Source organism: Cytobacillus kochii (assembly GCF_044790165.1).
Taxonomy (GTDB): domain Bacteria; phylum Bacillota; class Bacilli; order Bacillales; family Cytobacillaceae; genus Cytobacillus; species Cytobacillus kochii.
In genome coordinates this window covers 3,689,072-3,708,320 of the sequence record NZ_CP085254.1, presented here as the reverse complement: position 1 = coordinate 3,708,320, position 19,249 = coordinate 3,689,072, and the positions used below count along the sequence as shown (strand labels likewise).

Below are 19,249 nucleotides of genomic sequence, written 5' to 3'. Positions count from 1 at the left end.
ACTCACATTAAGCCCACGCTTAATTGATGATAGATGCATATGTAATAGGGAAGGTACCCAGCTTTTAATTAAAGGAGGTAATCCCTAGTGCATTATTATTATCGACATCCTGGTGTTGCGGACGAACGCTTTTTTCCCTTTTTGGCGGCGCCATTTGTTGGCGGTTTTCTTGGAGGATTAGCGGGAGGGGCTTTAGCCGCACCGCTGTTCTTTAGACCTAGGCCGTGTTTTGGAGGACCTTGTCCACCGTATGGATACGGATACGGCCCCGGCCCTGTTCCATATGGCAATCAAGGTTTTGGTGGCTATCCAAATGCCTATGCTGGCAATCCCAATCTTTATGGACCAAATATTAATATAAATAATGAGATTAACTAGATAGAAATGATACCACGGAGAGATGCTGTGGTATTTTTTTGTAAGCTTGAATTTATATATTGAAGGATGGTACAGAAAACCCAAGTTTATATAAATAAAAAGCAGTCGTAAAATGACTGCTCTTCTATATTAGGTTTGAAAAATATGTCTTAACCCTACATTTGCATCGTAGTCCATTTTAATTTTAATGACAAATGCGCACTTTGATCACCGGCAGATTGAAAATTTAAGGTCAATCCATCTGGTGTATAAGTAACTTTCGGATGATTGTTCAGATCAGCAGATTCAATTAATTGATTAACTTTTGTTTGATTTGATTCTTGGGCAGCAGTCATAATATTATAGGAGTATTCTCTGGACTTCGCCATTTTATCAAGTAATTTACTAGCACTATTCATTAATACTTCCATTTCTTTTGCTGATTGAATGAACTGATCTGGATTAACTGGAGGGAATGAACGTAGTATATGTATTGGTGGATAAGGGTGGCAATAAATAGGATAGGTATAAGGATACGGACAAATAGGAGAGGGATTAAAACGTGTAGGATACATCATAGGTCTCCTTTCAATATCGCATTAGCATAAATATATGTGCCTAAGGCTTATTCTATGATTAAACAGAATATTCCCATAAAATATATGTTCGGTTATAATGGTAGTTGAGGGGAGGCGTACATATGTATCCAAAAACAATGATAGAAACGTTAGGTATTGAAATTACAAGCCTTGAAAAGGGAAAGGTTGTTGCCACTATGCCTGTAGACGGCAGAACGAGACAGCCATTTGGTATCCTTCATGGAGGGGCTTCTGTAGCGCTTGCTGAAACTGTAGCGAGCTTAGGTGCTTATGAACTCGTTGATAAAGAAACAGAAGGTGTAGCAGGACTAGAGATCAATGCTAACCATATTAAGTCAAAGAAAGACGGCGTTGTGACAGCAATTGCAACAGTTCTACATCAAGGAAAAACAACGATGGTTTGGGAAATAAAGATCGTCGATGAACAAGAAAAATTAATATGTGCATCAAGGTGTACAATGGCTGTTTTAAAATTGAAAAAGTCTTAATGAAATGCGGGTGGGAAGGTAATTTCTACCCTGCTTTTTTTGTTTTATATGTGGCATTGTATGATGTGAAAGTTAAACCTTCACATGGTATCCAGTATCCACATAACAATCATTACCATCTAACGAAATACATGCTCTCTTTAAATGTTAAATTACTAGGAACCATTGTTAACTAACAATTGGCAATCAGCCACAAATAGTGAAACAAACGACGTTTCTCAGCTAAAGCTTTACTCTATGATGACTGAACAAGTTAGGTTTGTGGGACACTTTCATTTGATCGTAATCAATTGTTTAAAGCCATCAAAAATAATTTTTTAATAAACCGCAAGTTACGTTTCATTCATTTGATTAGTCAAGATTGGAAAATTTGTTTATTAAAATAAAAAACGCCACCTACATGCAGTTTAGATTGCATATGGTAGCGTTTTTTTTATAGATTCTTCCCTAATTTCTTTTTAAATTCTTCATATTTTTGTTGTTCATTAGATTTCTTTATCTCGAGGTATTCCTGGTAATCATCAACCTTACTACCTTTCATTTTTACCCCATGATGATAGGCTGCTCTTCCAAGTAAATGGCCAGCAACTGGAGCTGTTAAAAACATAAAGACGATACAGAGAAGTACTCTTGTATTAAACTCACTCTCATGAAAGTAAAAGTAAAAGAATGCAGCTAATAATATACAAAGGACACCAAGTGTAGCAGCTTTTGAAGCAGCATGGTTTCTCGTATATACATCAGGTAATCTGATTACACCTAGCGCTGCTATTAAGTGAAAAAATGCTCCGAGAATAATAAATATGACGATGATAATATTAGCGATCTCTATCATGATCAATGATGACTCCCTTCTCTAGATATTTGGAGAAGGCTACTGTCCCGATAAACGCTAATATACCAAATAGCAAAATGAACTCTACATAGGCAGTTGTATCTACTTTGATACATATTAACGCGACAATACCAACAATGTTTACTCCAACGGCGTCTAAAGCAACGATACGATCCGGCAATGTTGGGCCTATAATGATTCGGTAGACTAATGCAAGCATGGATAGAGCTAAACAAATGATTGCAATTGTAACGGCAGTTTGTATCATTTTCGGCTCACCTCCATAATCGCTTTTTCGAAGCTTGTTTGAATCGCTTCTATTTCATCCTGGACATCATTCATATCTACTGCATGAACAAAGAGAATCTTTTTATCTTCAGATATATCTACAACTAACGTACCCGGTGTTAAAGTAATTAAATTAGATAAAGTAGTGATTTCCCAATCCTTCTCTAAACGTGTTGGATAAGCAAAAATCCCGGGAGAGTTGTGTAACTTAGGTGTTAAAACAATTTTGACAACAGCAATGTTGGCTAGAATTAACTCTTTTATAAAGATAAAGAGTAATTTTACGACCGCATATATACGGTATAAATAAAAACGGCTACTGAAGAAGTTTCTAAATACAAACAGGATGAGTAGGCCGAAGAAATATCCTTTGATAAATGCTACTAGATCATACGTTGTTGTTAGAAACATCCACATAAAACCAAGACAAACATTTAATAAAATTTGAACTGCCATACTCACTACTCCTTTAGAACTGCATCGATATATAAATTGGTGTTGATTAAGCTTTCAGCAGCTTGAGACATATACGGATAAATAAAATCTGCACCTACACCATAGCAGATAGAAAGAATGACTAAGATCACTGGAGCGGTTAATAACTGCTTATAAGGAACCGTCTTTTCATTTGCATATGTCTTTGGTTCGCCCCAAACCCCATTAATAAAGATTTTCATAATAGAGATGAGTACGAATAAGCTAGATGCTAATACAATTGCAGCGCCAATGAAGTATTCAGATGAAAACCCACCTTGAACAATAAGCACTTTTCCTACGAACCCACTTAACGGTGGGATACCTGATAGTGCAAGTGCTGCAAGGAAGAAGGTCCAGCTAAATCCTGGATAATTTTTAATCAATCCACCCATTTGTTTCAAGTTATTCGTCCCCGTAATGGTCGCCATTAAACCAACGAGTAGGAATAAAGCTGCTTTAATAATCATGTCATGAATGAGGTAGAATATTGATCCTGTTAAGGCACTTTCATTCATTGTACTGACACCGAATAGGATGACACCTACTGCAACAATAATATTGTATATGATAATTTTTTTAACATCCGAATAAGCCAAGGCTCCGATAATACCAGCAATTATGGTTAATATTGCTAGAATCATGATGACTTGTTGAACATACCCGCCGTCTTCATAAAAGAATAAAGAGTACGTCCTGATGATGGAATAAACACCGACCTTCGTGAGAAGTGCCCCGAAAATAGCCATTACAGGTGCTGGAGGTGCATAATAGGAGCCCGGAAGCCAGAAGTAAAGTGGGAATATCGCACCTTTCAATCCAAATACAATCAGGAATATGATTCCAATAATAGAAATCACCCCAGGTTGAGATATACCACTTATTTCACTAATTCTTGCAGCGATATGCGCCATATTCAATGTTCCTACGACTGAATACAGATAACCAACCGCAATGACGAATAGACCAGATGAAATAACGTTAACGAGTATATACTTGATGGATTCTCTTAATTGAATTTTCGTTCCACCGAGTAAAATCAACGCATAAGAAGACATCAACATCACTTCGAAAAATACGAATAGGTTAAAGATATCGCCTGTTGTGAAAGCACCATTCACACCAACAATTAGAAATTGTAATGCAGCATAAAAATGATATTTTTCACGTGCTTCGCCAATTCCCTTAAACGAATAAATGATACAAGCAAATGCGACGATACTCGTTGTTAATACAAGTAAAGCAGATAACATATCAGAGACGAGGGTAATGCCAAAAGGAGCATCCCAGTTTGATAAGTTTAATGTTTGTATGCCGTCATTTTTCACCTTATTTACTAACAAGGCAGATAGAATGACTGTTACAAAAGCCGATAGACCAGAAACCCACCTTTGAGCAATAACTGACTTATTTAAGAAGATCAGAATGACGGCGGTAATTAATGGAACTAAAATTGGTAGTATTAAAAAATTAATCATTGCCATCATTTCCTCTCAATTTCTCCATATTGTCTGTTCCAAGTTCTTTATAAGAGCGATACCCTAATACAAGGAATAGAGCGGTAACCCCAAAAGAAATGACGATTGCAGTTAAAATGAGTGCTTGAGGAAGAGGGTCTGAATATGCACTGGCTTCTTCACCTATTAGAGGGGGTGCACCTCTCTTCAAGCCTCCCATAGTTAATAAGAGAAGATGTACGCCGTGACTTAATACAGTTGTCCCTAATATGATTCGCACAACACTTCGTGATAGCATCAAGTAGGTCGCTGACATGAAAAGAATGCCGGCAATAATAATCATTAGTATTTCCATTATTCATCATCTCCTCCTATCGTTTGAATAATGGACATTGTCACACCTACAACAACAAGATATACCCCTAGATCAAACAATGTAGCTGTATGCAAGTGGAGTTCACCTAATATAGGTACATGAAGATCTCCAAAAGCATGTGTTAAAAAAGGTTTGTTGAAAATGAGTGACCCAGCACCAGTTCCAATCGCAAATACTAAACCAACTGCCACCATATATAAAAAGTTGACTGGTAAAATATTTCTTACTGTTTGTAGGTCATAGGCCAAGAGTAAGAGTAGGATGGCTCCTGAAGTTAATAAGCCACCAACAAATCCGCCTCCAGGTGTATAATGTCCGGCAAAAAAGATGTAAATGGAGAAAATCATGATGAGAAATAATAAAACTTTCGTCATCGATTGCAAGATAACGTTACTTGTTTTCAATTTTCTTTCCTCCATTTCTCCTTAACTTAATCAGACTGAAAATAGCTAGTGCAGCAATACCTAGCACAGCAATTTCAAACATCGTATCAAAGCCCCTAAAGTCAACTAGGATAACATTCACCATGTTTTTTCCAGCCGCTTCACTATACGTGTTTTCAATATAATATTGTGAGATAGAATCAAATAATTTTGTACTATGCGCTGTTAATCCAACTAAAATTACGAATAAACCCACTCCGACTGAGATAACCGCATTACGGACTTTAACTGGTACAGGATCATCTGTTAGTTTTTTCGGTAAATGATAGAAGCAAAGTAAAAATAGTGATACAGAAATCGTCTCAATTACTAGTTGTGTTAGTGCTAAATCTGGCGCTCGAAACACAATAAACAACAAGGAGACCATATATCCTATTGTTCCAGTTAAAAGAATCGAAACGATACGGGACTTAGCAAATAATAATGCGATTGATGAGATTGCAACTATCAATGTGAGTATGACTTCGTAAAAATGAATAGGTGCCAGATTATCAGTGCTAAAGGCGAAGGCGTTTTGCCCAAACAATGAACCAATAATAAGAACAACCATAAACAAAAACATATAACTTAAATAATGGTTAATCGAACCTGTCATTACATTGCGGTTCAAGCTGTGAGATCCTTTATACATTGAATCAAGTAGCCCATCATAAAAACGATTAAGTGCAAGCTTCTCAGGGAAAATCCCGTAAATTCCGCGCCACTTATTTAATCCGAGATACAACAGAACCCCAACGATAATAACGCCTATTGTCATAACCAACTCTGTATTAAAACCATGCCACATAGAAATATGAACATCAAACTCATACATTGGCATAACCGTTTCTATAGCAGGTACTAATATTGGTTTTATGATATTAGGGAAAAAGCCAATAACAATAACTAATGAAGCCAGAATAATTGGAGATATAAGCATACCAATTGGCGCTTCATGCGGTTTTTTCTCTAATTTTTCAGGTTGATACTTCCCTGTGAATGTTTTGAAAACAAGGATCATACTGTATATGAACGTAAAAACGCTCGCAATCCATGCAATAATTGGGATAATGATACTCCAATCAAAATCCATATGAAGTGCATTAATCATCCCAGTAAAGAACATCTCTTTACTTAAAAATCCATTAAATGGCGGAAGACCAGCCATTGAGAAGGTACCTATAATTGCAATCGTAAAAGTGATAGGCATTAGGTTCATCAAGCCACCAAGTTTACGGATGTCCCTTGTACCAGTTTCATGGTCAACAATTCCTACAACCATAAATAAACTACCTTTAAAAGTTGCATGGTTAATTAAGTGGAATATTGCTGCAGTTGTAGCGACAGTAAAATATTTCGGTTGATCGTAATGTAGCGCAGCTGCTCCTACACCTAATAAAGACATAATTAATCCAAGTTGACTTATGGTCGAAAAGGCTAGGATAGATTTTAGATCGGTTTGCTTGACCGCTGAGAAGGATCCCCAGAATAATGTGAACAATCCAAAAGCAATGATGAGCCCCATCCATAAAGTGTCTTCGGCAAAAACTGGACTCATTCTAGCTACTAGATAGATCCCCGCTTTAACCATTGTAGCTGAGTGAAGGTAAGCACTAACAGGGGTTGGTGCTTCCATCGCATCTGGTAACCAGATATGGAATGGAAATTGTGCCGATTTCGTGAATGCACCTAATAGAAAACATAAAAGAGCGGCAACAAAAAGTGGGTGATCAATAATTGTGTCAGCTTGTGCGACAATTTCGGTAATACTGAACGTTCCGGTCATGTTATAGAGAAGGATGATTCCTCCCAACATAGCTAGTCCACCTAAAACGGTGATAATCATTGATTTTTGTGCACCATAGCGTGATTTCTCTCGATTGTACCAATAGCCAATTAAAAGAAAAGATGAAAAGCTAGTTAATTCCCAAAACGCATAAAGGACAATTAAATTGTCTGATAAAACAACACCAAGCATTGCCCCCATGAACAGCAATAAATAAACATAGAATGTATTTAATTTCTCTTTCTGTTTAGAAAGATAGTAAATAGAATACAGAATAACTAACGAACCAATCCCAGTAATTAATAAAGCGAATAATAAACCAAGTCCATCCACTTTAACTGTGAAGTCAATTCCTAAAGAAGAGATCCATGAAAACGATTCCATTGTTACTTGTTTATTTGTTGTTTTAGAAATAAAACTACTGAAATAAATGAACAGCAGAATAGGAAGTGGTAGTATAAACCACCCTGTGTGTACTGACTTAATATTTTTATATATAAGCGGTACAAACACTGCGATAATAAATGGCGCAATAATCGCCAAATGTAACAGTGACAAGAAATTACCCCCTTTTGAAGAAAAAATCTGTGAATTGCAAGATAATGCAGAGAAATATGCTATTCATACTAAAGTTCAACAGCTACGGTAGTAATTATAACGTAAAAAGTTATCAGTTGCATTGAAGAAATCCCTAACAGTAGGATTCCCCATAAACTTTATAAATAAGTAGAAACACGTCGATATTTGGCAAAAATTTTTTAAATGAATAAAAAAACGAATAATTATACAAACTATTTTTAGGTGGTGGTTTGTAAATGTTTGGGAAAATAATAACTGCTATAGGCATATTTGCCATCATTTTCTGCAGTGCATGGTTCGTTGAATCACAGGAAATGTCAAATAAACTGAAGGCAGATCAACCTAAAAAGTATGAAAGTGAATGGAGTAATTTGGAAATAGAAGCGGATGTATCTGATTTTGCTCCAAGAGAGTACGTGAAAATTAGAGAAGTGTCTTGAAAAAATTTTTCCAAAAATACGTGGCTAAAGACGACTAATGAGACTTGAAAGGTCCGGGCAAATTTGACTTTGCTCGGATCTTTTTTATTTGAACAATGATGATGAGATTACCAATGAATAATGCAATCCCAAATACTATGCATAACTTCGTTGGTTTATATAGGGAAGGGGATTTTCTAAAATGACCGTACATAACATGAGAAATAAAAAAGTACATATTTGGGACAGTCAGGAATATGATGGAGTATATTTAGGTTTTAATTCAAATAACTGAAAAATAAAAAAATAGCATGCTATAATAACAATAAAGAGTACACGATAAAATCCGTTTATAAAGAAGGGATCTTTTCTTATTATTTACGTAAAAAGGGGGGTCACAGCTGATGGAAGGAGCAAGATATTTATTTATTGATTTTGAATTTACAATGCCAGAACGGAATTGGAAAGGTTTTTATCCTGAAATCATTGAAGTGGGCTATATTTTGGTAGAGGGTGGAAACATCGTTGACCAGTTTTCATCTTATGTGAAACCAATTAAGTACCCTCATTTATCTAAAAGGTGTAGCTCATTTTTGAAAATTTCTCAACAACAGGTTGATACAGGAATCACTTTTAAGCAAATGCTAGAAAAGTTTTCGAAAATACCAACTGTCTCCTCCTTAAAAATCGTTACATGGGGAAATATGGATATGAAGGTGCTGCGAAATAATTGTTTACATACGGAGTTACCGTTTCCCTTTGATGGTAAAGAAATAGATTTATCAATGGAGTATAAACGATTCTTCGGTAATCAGAATCAGACAGGTTTATGGAGGGCTGTGCAAGAGTATGGAAAAGAAGGCACGGGGAAGCACCATAAAGCATTGGATGATGCCTTAACGACTTATCAGATCTTTAAGCTTGTGGAAAAAGATAAGCGCTATCTAAAGAAACCGAAGCCTGCTACAATCGGGGACGTCATAGATTTTTCTAAGCTGTTGAAGCAACATGTGTAAGGACTCAAAGTAAAATTGAGTCTTATTTTTTTGCATGAAAACCTGTTTTTAATATCAAACCTTATGCAAAAAAAGTGGTCAAAGTGATAAACGGCGAAAGAAATAAAGTCGCTGTTTTTACAGTACTGCTGCTAATCTACTCCACTTAATCAAGTGCTAGCTTGCATTGGATTCGTGAAGTGACAGAAGGAATGACGGTCATCAAGCCGTAGTGCATACATACTACTTTAGAAACGGCAAATATCAAAAGAGCAAAGGAGCTAACTAGAAATACGGAGTACAGATAAGCAATGCCCACATAAATGATTTCAAATCAGCCAGAACTGAGGGCAAAAGAGAGGGGGACTGTTAAGGGAGATTTAAGTCCTAAATGACTAAATGTGATTTAGGACTCAATCTGTGACAGTTCGTTTAAAAACAATTATTTAAAATAGTCTTTTTCTAATGATTTTAAGTTCATTAAGCTTTTTTCTGCCCATTCCGTGCTTTTGGTAAGTAATTCTGCACGCATTTTTTCAATAGCATCTTGAAGTGAAACTTGATAGTCGGGAATTTCTTCGGTAAAAGGTTTCACCATTTTTAAAGGGACATTCGTTTGTTCCCTATATGCCAAGGCTCTTCTTTCTTGAAAGAAACCGCCGTCTACTTCTTTAGGGTGATGAAGATCACCTTGTGTAGGATGCTTCAGCACTGCTAAGACCCTTACCAAATAACTTTGCGGACGGATGTCTGTGATTTCTCCAATATATTTCCCTGTTTTGTATATCCCGGTAACTTTATCTCCAATCTTTAATTCACTCATTGATGTACCTCCTAACAATTGATCTTGCCTATATTATGAATGAGAAAGAAATGAAAGACAATCCATAAAACAGATAGATAGGCTCTTTACAAACCGGTACAATATTAAAATAATGGTAGTATAATACATACGCTTGGGAGTGAGATAATGAGAAAAAAATGGTTGGTTTTATTTGCAATGCTTCTTTTATTACTTGCTGGTTGTGGTGAGAATAACGATACAGCTGATGCAGACAAAGGGGACAAGTCAACAGCAGAGGAAAAAACACAAAAAGATGATACAGGCGAAACTGCTAAAGTAAAAGGTTTCCCACAGCTTTCCAATGAAGTAGGGGAAAATGAGCAGGTCGTTAAGATGGTAACATCATTAGGCGAAATTACGATTAAACTTTTCCCCGATATTGCACCTAAGACAGTAGAAAACTTTATCACTCATAGTAAAGAAGGCTATTATGATGGCGTTATCTTTCATCGTGTTATGAAAGAGTTTATGGTCCAAGGTGGAGACCCTGAAGGCACAGGACTTGGTGGAGAAAGTATTTACGGGGAATACTTTGAGGATGAGTTTTCTAATCAATTATTTAATATTCGCGGTGCCTTATCGATGGCTAACAAAGGTGCTGATACAAATGGTAGTCAATTTTTCATTGTTCAGAATACAACATTAGGGGATGGCCTAGAACAACAAATGAAAGATAATGAATATCCAGCTGACATTATTGAGAAATATGTGGAAAATGGTGGAACGCCATGGCTAGATGGGCGTCATACTGTTTTTGGACAGGTGATAGATGGGATGGATATTGTTGATGAAATTGCACAAGTAGAAGTAAATGAAAACGATAAACCAGTAGAAGACGTGATTATTGAGAAAATACAAGTCATCGAATAAAGGTTGGTATAGATTACATCGACTGTTATAATAAGGATATCAACGAAAGTAAGAAAGGAACATAGCCGTGCTTCAAACTTATGTGTTTTCTTTATTTCTTTATTTTCCAGAAGACAAGACAGAATATATTCCGGCCGTTATATGGTTAGTTGCCTTTATGATTCTCGCAGGATTTGTAATGAGATGGTTTATTCACCACTCAAAAAAAGAGAGTGAAAAAACACGCGAACTCGAAGACCAATTAAAACAAAAAAGTAAAAACTCCTCTGTTGATTGAAGGCAACTTTCATGTTTGTAAACTTTTCGACAACCACTTTGAGTAGTGGTTGTATTTTTTTTGGATTGGGAAAAGCTAAGTGCATGATTTTCTTTTTGGAGGCTTTCTTTATGAATAAGAAGATAGTTTATTTATTATTTAGTCTATCTGTTTTATTAATGGGTTGTACAGAACAGGAAGTAAAAAAGGTAGATGTAGAAATGTTTAACGCAGTAGGGGATTCTCTTGGTAAGATTAAATTAGAAGAGCAGGCCAGTGGGGTCAAGTTAGGCTTAGATTTAAAAGGTCTGCCCCCTGGGGATCATGCTATTCATATCCATGAGAAAGGTGAGTGTGAGGCTCCTGATTTTAAATCGGCTGGTAATCACTTTAATCCCGAAGATAAAGATCATGGTTTACTGAATCAAGATGGTCATCATGCGGGAGATTTACCTAATATTATTGTGGAAGATGATGGGAAAGTGAAGACAGACTTAGTTGCAGCTGAAGTTACAATGAAAGATGACAAGTCTTCATTATTAACAAAAGATGGTACATCTATTGTCATTGATGAAAAAACAGATGATGGAATGACACAGCCTTCTGGCGACTCAGGGGAAAGAATTGCATGTGGAGTGGTTTCAAAGAACAAAGAACCAAAGCAGAAAGAAGCACAAAATAGTAAGAGTTAACCAATATTATATGAATGGAAGAAAGAACAAATTCTAGAAGGGATTTGTTCTTTTTTATTGCTTAGGAAACGATAAAAAACTAGGCTGGTTTATCGATGGAAGAGAGTAAACCATTAAGTGAGCGAAGTGAGTCATAAGTTTTTTAAAATAAAATTTATGAAAATCATTGCGTGAATAAAAGTAAGAATATTATGTAAAAAGAATATTTATTTTATAGTAAATATGCTTTAATAGGGTAAAGGGAGGGGACTTTATGAAGCTACTAGAAAATAGTGTAGTACAACTGATTCCAATGGAAACTTGTCATATTGAAGGGATAAACAAGGCAGCGAAAGACGAGTCAATTTGGACACATATGTCAGTCGATTTAACCCAATATAGTGATGTCGTTACATATGTTGAAGCGGGTATCAAAAAGCGTGAAGAAGGAAGAGAGTTCCCTTTTGTTATTTTTAATAAAAAGGAGCAGCAAATTATTGGCTGTACCTGGTTTTTAGATGTGGACCTTACCCATAAAAGGTTAGAAATCGGTTCAACATGGCTTCATCCTCATTATTGGCGCAGTGCCATCAATACAAACTGTAAATACCTTTTATTATCTTATTGTTTTGAAGAACTGAAATTAAATCGAGTACAAATAAAAACTGGCCATGAGAACCTCCAATCACAACAGGCAATTGAGAGAATAGGTGCTAAGAAGGAGGGGGTATTACGCAATCATATGATTCGTAGGAATGGAGAAATTCGTCACACAGTGATGTATAGTGTGACAATAGAAGATTGGTTAGAAATAAAAAAGCATTTAAAAGAGAATTTATTGAAATAAAAAAACATGTCGGAGATCGTTTTTCCGACATGTTTTTTACAGAATCCTTATGAAAATGCTGTTTTTAAACGGTGAAGTCCATCCATAAGTATATCATGAGGGCAGGCGATGTTCATACGGACAAACCCTTCACCACCTGGGCCATATTTTGGTCCTGGCTCTAATCCAAGTTTTCCTTTCTTTACAAGCTTCAGCTGAATGTCATCATCAGATAAGCCGAGTTTACGACAATCTAGCCAGATTAAATACGTCCCTTCTGGTTCAACGACATCAATATCAGGCAATTCTTTTTCTATAAAACTTTTTACACTCTGGATATTTTGTTGTAAATAGGAGAGTAAAGCTTCTAACCAGTCTGCTCCATGGGTATAAGCAGCTTCCATGCCGACCATTCCAAAGATGGATAATTGATGGAAGCCTTGTCTTGCTTGAAAATCTTCAAATTTTTTCCTTAATGTCTCATTTGGAATGATAAGGGCGGATGCTTGCAACCCAGCAATATTAAAAGTTTTCGTTGGTGCAATGCATGTAATCGTCTGGTCTCTTAGTTCCTCGCTTAAGCTAGCGATAGCGACATGTTTTTTGGGCTTATAGACGAGGTCTGCATGAATTTCATCTGATAGGATTAAGCAATCATAAGCGATACATAAGTCACCGATCTTCTGTAAATCCTCTTTTGACCACACATTTCCTCCAGGATTATGAGGATTACAGAGAATAAACATTTTCGCACCTTTTTTGAGTTGCTGTTCAAAGTCATCAAAATCAATTTTGTAATGTCCATTAACAAGCTGAAGTGGAGACCGTAAAACTTTACGATGATTACTTTCAATGACATTTGTGAACGGCGGATAAACAGGGGTATGTATTAATATATTGTCCCCTTCTTCTGTATAGGTCTGTACGACTGCTGCCAAAGATGGAACCACACCGGTATTGTATAATATGGACTGCAGTGGAATATCCCAGCCGTGATGAACACTTACCCAATCCTTGATTGCTTTTGGTAAGGATGGGGAGGCAAATGTATAACCATAAATTCCGTGATCTAAACGTTTTTGTAGGGCATTTGTTACCTCTTTAGGCGGTTTGAAATCCATATCTGCGACCCACATTGGAAGGACGTCTTCTTCTCCAAAAACCATTTTGGTCAATTCCCACTTCACTGATGACGTATTTTTACGATCAAAAATTTCATGAAAATATTGATTTTCCACTTCTATCCCACCATTTCTTTATTTATCGATTTCTATCTATATGATAAGATATGTAAACATAAATGAAAAATAATAAGGTGAATGAATAATGAATACACAACAAATGAATCTTTTGTTAGTTGATTGTTTAAATGATTGGGACCCATTTCATATCGGTACAGGTAATTACGATACGGAAATAGCTGATATCCTCCAAGTAGTACAAACTGTTGACGATACTAATGAATTGGCCCATAACATCCAAGCTATATATGAATTCTCTTTTGATGAAGTAATTCCTCTTGCTCAATGTAAAAAATATGCAAAGAAACTCCTGGTGATAAAAAATAATAGTTCTTGCGAAATTGAATAAATGGGTTATGGAATAAAAATTATCTTAGCCCACCATTCTCTTTTTTCTGTAAATATTGTTCGATAATTGCTGCAATCTCCTCAGGCTTTTCTTCGGGTATAAGATGACCTGCCTGCTTAAGGATATGTAATTCGCTATGCGGTAGGTCTCCTTGTAATCTTTGACCGATAGAGAGTGGGACCACCTTGTCTGCCTCCCCCCATATGAGTAAACAAGGAGTGTTAATTGTTTTTAATAAGGTCTCATCCAAATCTCCCTCCCGGTCACGTATCATTCTCGCTAAGGAATAGAAGATATCCTTGTTTAAAAATGGTTCTAGATAACCATCCCTCATGGCATCATCAATCATTTCTTTTTCATAAACAACGTTGTTTAAGTTTTTTTCTACACCTGATTTTTCAAGATATTTTTTTACAAAATGAGAAAAGAAAGGGAGGTGACTTGCGTAAACATACTTTGCTGGCATTCTCGGTAGATAAGAAGAGCTACATAATAAGACTACAGCCTCAAGCAGGTCTGGTCTTTGATGAGCAATGTTTAGGCAAATTTGTCCTCCCATTGAATGCCCAACCATCACGATTTGTTGAATAGATAATTTTTCAAGAAGTAAAATAACAGTTGAAGCAATATTTTCATAAGAATAGATAAACTTTTTTGCTTTTCCGCTCTTCCCAAATGGTGGCAGGTCAATTGTGAGTACTGTATTTTCTTTTTGTAGCAATGGTATGAGCTTTCGAAAACTAAAGCTGGAAGAAAGAAACCCATGCAATAATACAAATGATCGTTTAGGGGTTGGGTGTGGGTAATATTCATAATAAAAGTCATTTCCATTTAGAAGCATTTTATCGTTTGGCAATGGTTGTCCTCATTTCTTTACAGTGATGTAAGGTGTTACTATAAGTCATATCATTCGTAGCCATTGCTTACAAGGAGAAACATTTTATCTGAGGCATAAAATAAAAAATAGGCAATCCTATAACAGATTGCCTTCAACAAAGGGGGAATTCTAGAAAGACTTACAATATAAGCCTTCCCGAAAACCTACATGTTTATACGTAAGAATTGGAAATAGTTTCATTTATATCCTGTTGATGAAGCATAGGATGGTTGAACTCGTTCTGATTTTGAAGGTCAACTTGTGGATTTGTAATAGTTGATACTGGGATGTCCAATATTGTACATAGCTTGAGGATTGTTAGCGTATCTGGGGTGGAAATACCTGACTCATATCTTTCGATTACTGCACTACCTACCCGCGCTCTTTTTGCAAGTTCCAATCTTGTTAACCCATGTTGTTCACGGACTAAGCGAATGTTTTCATCAATGTGATTCATTTTTATCCCCCCTTCTATATTTTATTTTACCACCAATCATCTTTTTTAATGGGTAATTGTATGAATATTTCGTTAATTAATTGTGACTATTTATTGACTATCCATTTTACTTTTGATATTAGCTATAGAGTATGATATAATTTTTTATTGCGTATATAAACGATAAAATATTAATAATTAGGAGTGTTCCCATGTCAGAGAAAATTGAAGTAGGCAGCGTGATTACTGGAAAAGTAACAGGTATTCAACCTTATGGTGCCTTTGTTGCATTAGATGAAAATACACAAGGACTTGTTCACATTTCAGAAGTTACTCATGGCTTCGTTAAAGATATTAATGAACATTTAAGTGTTGGAGATGAAGTACAAGTAAAAGTACTGTCTATTGATGAAAATGCTGGAAAAATCGGCCTTTCTATTCGTGCAACACAAGAAGCACCAGCGCCAACCGAAAAAGAGAAAAAACCTCGCAAACGCCCAAATAATCCTGTAGCTCAAAAAGTAGAGGATAATGGTAGCCAAGGTTTCAATACACTAAAAGATAAATTGCAAGAGTGGATTGCACAATCTGAGCGTGAAGATTTAATTAAAAAATAATCTAGTTCAGCTTCACAGAAGACACCGGGGAAATCTCGGTGTCTTTTTTGTCGAAAGAAAGAATCATTTAGTTCCTCGGAAGAGACAATGACAGAGAGGTATTTATTTTATTTTTTAAAATAAATAAAAAAAGATGTATTCTTTGCAATCCTTAGTAAAAAAAATGATAATAACAAAAAAGGAAGGTGAAAAGAATGGAGAATTTTACATTTTGGAATCCAACGAGATTGATTTTTGGTAAAGGTGAACTTAGTAAATTAAGCGAAGAGATTTCTCCTTTTGGCCGTAAGGTGCTGGTTGTTTATGGTGGTGGAAGTATTAAAAGGAATGGTCTATACGATAAGGTAATGAATGAGCTTGAGAAAATGGATGCAGAAGTGTATGAACTAGGTGGGGTTGATCCAAATCCTCGTGTTTCTTCCGTTCGTGAAGGTGTGAATATTTGCCGCGAGAAAGAAATTGATTTCATTCTAGCTGTTGGTGGCGGGAGTGTCATCGATTGTACAAAAGCCATTGCTGGAGCAACGAAATTTGCTGGTGATGCTTGGGATATGGTGACGAATAAAGTAAGAATGGAAGAAGCGATTCCCTTTGGTACCGTCCTTACATTAGCTGCAACGGGTTCTGAAATGAATTCTGGAGCGGTCATTACCAATTGGGAAACACATGAAAAATTGTCTTGGGGAAGCCCGACTGTTTTCCCTCAATTTTCAATTTTAGATCCAGAACATACATATTCAGTGCCAAGAGACCAAACGATTTATGGCATAGTCGATATGATGTCTCATGTACTTGAGCATTATTTCCATTTAGAAGAAAATACGGACTTTCAAGATCGTATGTGCGAATCTCTCTTAACTACGATAATGGATACAGCTCCAAAACTAATAGATGACTTAGAAAATTATGAGCATCGTGCGACCATTTTATATAGCGGTACAATGGCATTAAACGGTATTCTCAATATGGGTTATAAAGGAGACTGGGCAACTCATAACATTGAACATGCTGTATCGGCAGTCTATGATATCCCTCATGGTGGCGGTTTGGCCATTTTATTCCCTCATTGGATTAAGCATACATTACATGCCAAGCCTGAGAGAATGAAACAATTAGCAATAAGAGTGTTTGAAGTTGATCCAACAGGCAAAACAGATGAGGAAGTCGCATTAGAAGGAATTGCTCGTTTAAGACTTTTTTGGAACAGTATTGATGCACCCGAACAATTATCAGATTATGGTATAGACGATAGCAAGCTAGAAGATATGGCAAATAAAGCCGTTCATAATGGTCCTTTTGGTCGTTTTCAAGTATTAGATAAAGAGGATGTTCTTTCAATCTATCGTTCAGCATTATAAGGATGAAGCTCTCGTGTGAAACGGGAGCTTTCTTTATAGGTTCTTATCATATTTGGGTTTAATGGAATTGTGGTCACCTGGTGTGAGTTGCCTTATACACCCATAGTAAAAAAGGTGAAAGGATAATTTTTGCTTAAGCACGAGTGATGGGTTATAAACCTTATTTTTGGAAATGATGTAATCATGAACTAGATAACGGTTAAACTGGTTGTTCAAACCGTCGGTGGCAAAGACTGATTCTTGAAAAATTCCTTGTCTTTCGATAAAGTGATAGAGGACTATTGATTCATGAAATACATAAGCGGAGGAAAAACGATGACTCATATACAGTTTGATTATACGAAAGCGTTTAGCTTTTTTAGTGAGCATGAACTATCATACTTAAAAGGAGCGGTAACAGCAGCGCATACCGCTATAGAAAATAAAACAGGAGCAGGTCATGAATTCTTAGGGTGGGTAGATTTACCGAAAAATTATGATTGCGAGGAATTTGCAAGAATTCAACAGGCAGCAACAAAAGTCAAGCAAGATTCAGATGTTCTTTTAGTAATCGGAATTGGTGGTTCTTACCTTGGTGCAAGAGCTGCTATTGAGATGTTACAACATAGTTTTTATAATGCTCTTTCAAAAGAAAAAAGGAAAACACCTCAAATCGTTTTTGTAGGCAATAATATTAGCTCTAGTTATATTCATGATGTCATCGATTTATTGGAAGGTAAAGACTTTTCTATTAATGTCATTTCTAAATCTGGAACAACGACAGAACCAGCAATTGCCTTTCGTTTATTCCGAAAAATATTAGAAGAGAAATATGGCGTAGAGGAAGCGAGAAAACGAATTTACGCTACCACTGATAAAGAAAAGGGCGCGTTAAAAACATTAGCGAATGAAGAAGGCTATGAGTCATTTATTATTCCGGATGATATTGGTGGAAGATACTCTGTGCTAACAGCCGTTGGATTACTACCAGTTGCCGTTGCGAATATTGATATTAATCAAGTAATGGAAGGAGCTGAAGCTGCTCGTAAAGAGTTAAGTTCTGCCGATATAGAAGAGAATATCGCCTATCAATATGCAGCAGTAAGGAATGTCCTTTATAATAAGGGCAAAACCATTGAAATGCTTGTTAATTATGAGCCGGGGTTACAATACTTTTCAGAATGGTGGAAGCAATTATTTGGTGAAAGTGAAGGAAAAGATCAAAAAGGCATTTATCCTTCATCTGCCAATTTTTCTACTGATCTTCATTCACTTGGTCAATATGTGCAAGAAGGTAGAAGAGATTTATTTGAAACAGTTATTAAAGTGAAGAAACCACGACATGAAGTGAAAATTGAAAACCTTGAAAATGACTTAGATGGTTTAAACTATTTAGCTAATCAATCGATTGATTTTGTGAATCATAAAGCATTCCAAGGAACAATGCTTGCCCATACAGATGGCGATGTACCTAACCTCATTATAACGATTCCTGCAATGGATGCATTCACTTTTGGTTATCTTGTTTATTTCTTTGAAAAAGCTTGTGCTATTAGCGGGTATTTACTTGGTGTAAATCCATTTGATCAACCTGGTGTGGAAGAATATAAAGTAAATATGTTTGCATTGCTAGGTAAACCAGGTTATGAAGAGAAGAAAAAAGAGCTTGAAGAACGCTTGAAATAACGAATTAAAGTAAGAAAGAACTCGTCAGGTGACGAGTTCTTTTTGTTTTAAAAAATCAAAAGACTGATCGTTAGATGTGATTTGTGACGTCGGATTAAAAGGTCTCTTATGTATGAAGATTTGATCTAAGAGTGGTAATTTCAAGTTAGCTAGCTTTTGTGGTT

General features: G+C 36.1%; 23 protein-coding genes. 11 read left to right on the top strand and 12 right to left on the bottom strand.

Annotation, left to right across the window (positions count from 1 at the left end; genetic code table 11):
* The first annotated feature begins 87 nt into the window (after positions 1–87).
* Complete coding sequence (locus LG276_RS18940; RefSeq protein WP_224937990.1) at positions 88–378, top strand: hypothetical protein; 291 nt, start codon at positions 88–90, stop codon at positions 376–378.
* Between the two features lie 155 nt (positions 379–533).
* Here the strand turns inward: LG276_RS18940 and LG276_RS18935 are convergent, their stop codons facing one another.
* Positions 534–932: a hypothetical protein gene (locus tag LG276_RS18935; protein WP_224937989.1), complete on the bottom strand. Its 399-nt coding sequence runs from the start codon at positions 930–932 to the stop codon at positions 534–536.
* Positions 933–1,057: 125 nt separating this feature from the next.
* Here LG276_RS18935 and LG276_RS18930 point away from each other — a divergent pair, with 125 nt between their 5' ends.
* Positions 1,058–1,444, top strand: a complete 387-nt coding sequence (locus tag LG276_RS18930) for a hotdog fold thioesterase (protein WP_095372060.1) — start codon at positions 1,058–1,060, stop codon at positions 1,442–1,444.
* Positions 1,445–1,877: 433 nt separating this feature from the next.
* Here LG276_RS18930 and mnhG read toward each other — a convergent pair whose 3' ends face one another.
* Genes mnhG through LG276_RS18895 form a run of 7 tightly spaced genes read right to left on the bottom strand, consistent with a single transcriptional unit; the run spans position 1,878 to position 7,640 of the window.
* Entirely contained in the window at positions 1,878–2,279 is a 402-nt protein-coding gene (mnhG, locus tag LG276_RS18925; RefSeq protein WP_224937988.1) for a monovalent cation/H(+) antiporter subunit G, read from the bottom strand.
* A complete protein-coding gene (locus tag LG276_RS18920; RefSeq protein ID WP_224937987.1) occupies positions 2,263–2,547 on the bottom strand; it encodes a Na(+)/H(+) antiporter subunit F1 in 285 nt (94 codons plus the stop codon). The genes mnhG and LG276_RS18920 overlap by 17 nt, the downstream gene beginning before the upstream one ends.
* Positions 2,544–3,023, bottom strand: a complete 480-nt coding sequence (locus tag LG276_RS18915) for a Na+/H+ antiporter subunit E (protein ID WP_224937986.1) — start codon at positions 3,021–3,023, stop codon at positions 2,544–2,546. The genes LG276_RS18920 and LG276_RS18915 overlap by 4 nt, the downstream gene beginning before the upstream one ends.
* Positions 3,024–3,028: 5 nt before the next feature.
* The gene (locus LG276_RS18910) at positions 3,029–4,519 is read right to left on the bottom strand and encodes a Na+/H+ antiporter subunit D (protein WP_251163318.1); all 1,491 of its coding nucleotides are present in this window, start codon (positions 4,517–4,519) and stop codon (positions 3,029–3,031) included.
* Entirely contained in the window at positions 4,512–4,853 is a 342-nt protein-coding gene (locus tag LG276_RS18905; protein WP_224937984.1) for a Na(+)/H(+) antiporter subunit C, read from the bottom strand. Before LG276_RS18905 ends, LG276_RS18910 begins: the two co-directional genes overlap by 8 nt.
* Positions 4,853–5,293, bottom strand: a complete 441-nt coding sequence (locus tag LG276_RS18900; RefSeq protein WP_373370962.1) for a Na(+)/H(+) antiporter subunit B — start codon at positions 5,291–5,293, stop codon at positions 4,853–4,855. Before LG276_RS18900 ends, LG276_RS18905 begins: the two co-directional genes overlap by 1 nt.
* Positions 5,265–7,640 (bottom strand): Na+/H+ antiporter subunit A, encoded by a 2,376-nt coding sequence (locus LG276_RS18895; protein ID WP_251163319.1) that lies wholly within the window; start codon positions 7,638–7,640, stop codon positions 5,265–5,267. The genes LG276_RS18900 and LG276_RS18895 overlap by 29 nt, the downstream gene beginning before the upstream one ends.
* 257 nt (positions 7,641–7,897) lie before the next feature.
* Between LG276_RS18895 and LG276_RS18890 the strand changes: the two genes are divergently transcribed.
* A complete protein-coding gene (locus LG276_RS18890) occupies positions 7,898–8,101 on the top strand; it encodes a hypothetical protein (protein ID WP_224937981.1) in 204 nt (67 codons plus the stop codon).
* A 380-nt stretch (positions 8,102–8,481) separates the two neighbouring features.
* Positions 8,482–9,096 carry a 3'-5' exonuclease KapD gene (gene kapD, locus LG276_RS18885; RefSeq protein ID WP_373370963.1) on the top strand — a complete coding sequence of 205 codons (615 nt, stop codon included), beginning with the start codon at positions 8,482–8,484 and terminating at the stop codon, positions 9,094–9,096.
* Between the two features lie 421 nt (positions 9,097–9,517).
* Here the strand turns inward: kapD and LG276_RS18880 are convergent, their stop codons facing one another.
* A complete protein-coding gene (locus LG276_RS18880; protein ID WP_404292495.1) occupies positions 9,518–9,898 on the bottom strand; it encodes a kinase-associated lipoprotein B in 381 nt (126 codons plus the stop codon).
* 147 nt (positions 9,899–10,045) lie between these two features.
* On the opposite strand from LG276_RS18880, the gene LG276_RS18875 reads away from it, so the two are divergent.
* The 3 genes from LG276_RS18875 (at position 10,046) to LG276_RS18865 (ending at position 12,563) form a co-directional block, all read left to right on the top strand.
* Complete coding sequence (locus tag LG276_RS18875) at positions 10,046–10,789, top strand: peptidylprolyl isomerase (RefSeq protein WP_281203089.1); 744 nt, start codon at positions 10,046–10,048, stop codon at positions 10,787–10,789.
* Positions 10,790–11,176: 387 nt separating this feature from the next.
* Positions 11,177–11,737 (top strand): superoxide dismutase family protein, encoded by a 561-nt coding sequence (locus LG276_RS18870; protein ID WP_224937976.1) that lies wholly within the window; start codon positions 11,177–11,179, stop codon positions 11,735–11,737.
* A 253-nt stretch (positions 11,738–11,990) separates the two neighbouring features.
* A complete protein-coding gene (locus LG276_RS18865) occupies positions 11,991–12,563 on the top strand; it encodes a GNAT family N-acetyltransferase (protein ID WP_251163320.1) in 573 nt (190 codons plus the stop codon).
* Between the two features lie 47 nt (positions 12,564–12,610).
* Here LG276_RS18865 and LG276_RS18860 read toward each other — a convergent pair whose 3' ends face one another.
* Complete coding sequence (locus LG276_RS18860) at positions 12,611–13,780, bottom strand: MalY/PatB family protein (protein ID WP_251163321.1); 1,170 nt, start codon at positions 13,778–13,780, stop codon at positions 12,611–12,613.
* An 88-nt stretch (positions 13,781–13,868) separates the two neighbouring features.
* On the opposite strand from LG276_RS18860, the gene LG276_RS18855 reads away from it, so the two are divergent.
* Positions 13,869–14,132, top strand: a complete 264-nt coding sequence (locus LG276_RS18855; protein ID WP_251163322.1) for a DUF1871 family protein — start codon at positions 13,869–13,871, stop codon at positions 14,130–14,132.
* 19 nt (positions 14,133–14,151) lie between these two features.
* Here the strand turns inward: LG276_RS18855 and LG276_RS18850 are convergent, their stop codons facing one another.
* Both LG276_RS18850 and LG276_RS18845 read right to left on the bottom strand, forming a co-directional pair.
* Positions 14,152–14,988: an alpha/beta fold hydrolase gene (locus tag LG276_RS18850; RefSeq protein ID WP_306470103.1), complete on the bottom strand. Its 837-nt coding sequence runs from the start codon at positions 14,986–14,988 to the stop codon at positions 14,152–14,154.
* Positions 14,989–15,181: 193 nt separating this feature from the next.
* Positions 15,182–15,466, bottom strand: a complete 285-nt coding sequence (locus LG276_RS18845) for a helix-turn-helix transcriptional regulator (RefSeq protein WP_251163323.1) — start codon at positions 15,464–15,466, stop codon at positions 15,182–15,184.
* A 191-nt stretch (positions 15,467–15,657) separates the two neighbouring features.
* On the opposite strand from LG276_RS18845, the gene yugI reads away from it, so the two are divergent.
* The 3 genes from yugI (at position 15,658) to LG276_RS18830 (ending at position 19,085) form a co-directional block, all read left to right on the top strand.
* Complete coding sequence (yugI, locus tag LG276_RS18840; RefSeq protein WP_095372077.1) at positions 15,658–16,062, top strand: S1 domain-containing post-transcriptional regulator GSP13; 405 nt, start codon at positions 15,658–15,660, stop codon at positions 16,060–16,062.
* 194 nt (positions 16,063–16,256) lie between these two features.
* Entirely contained in the window at positions 16,257–17,420 is a 1,164-nt protein-coding gene (locus LG276_RS18835) for an iron-containing alcohol dehydrogenase (RefSeq protein WP_251163324.1), read from the top strand.
* Positions 17,421–17,735: 315 nt separating this feature from the next.
* On the top strand, positions 17,736–19,085 hold the full coding sequence (locus LG276_RS18830) for a glucose-6-phosphate isomerase (RefSeq protein ID WP_251163325.1): 1,350 nt from the start codon (positions 17,736–17,738) through the stop codon (positions 19,083–19,085).
* The last annotated feature ends 164 nt before the right edge of the window (positions 19,086–19,249 follow it).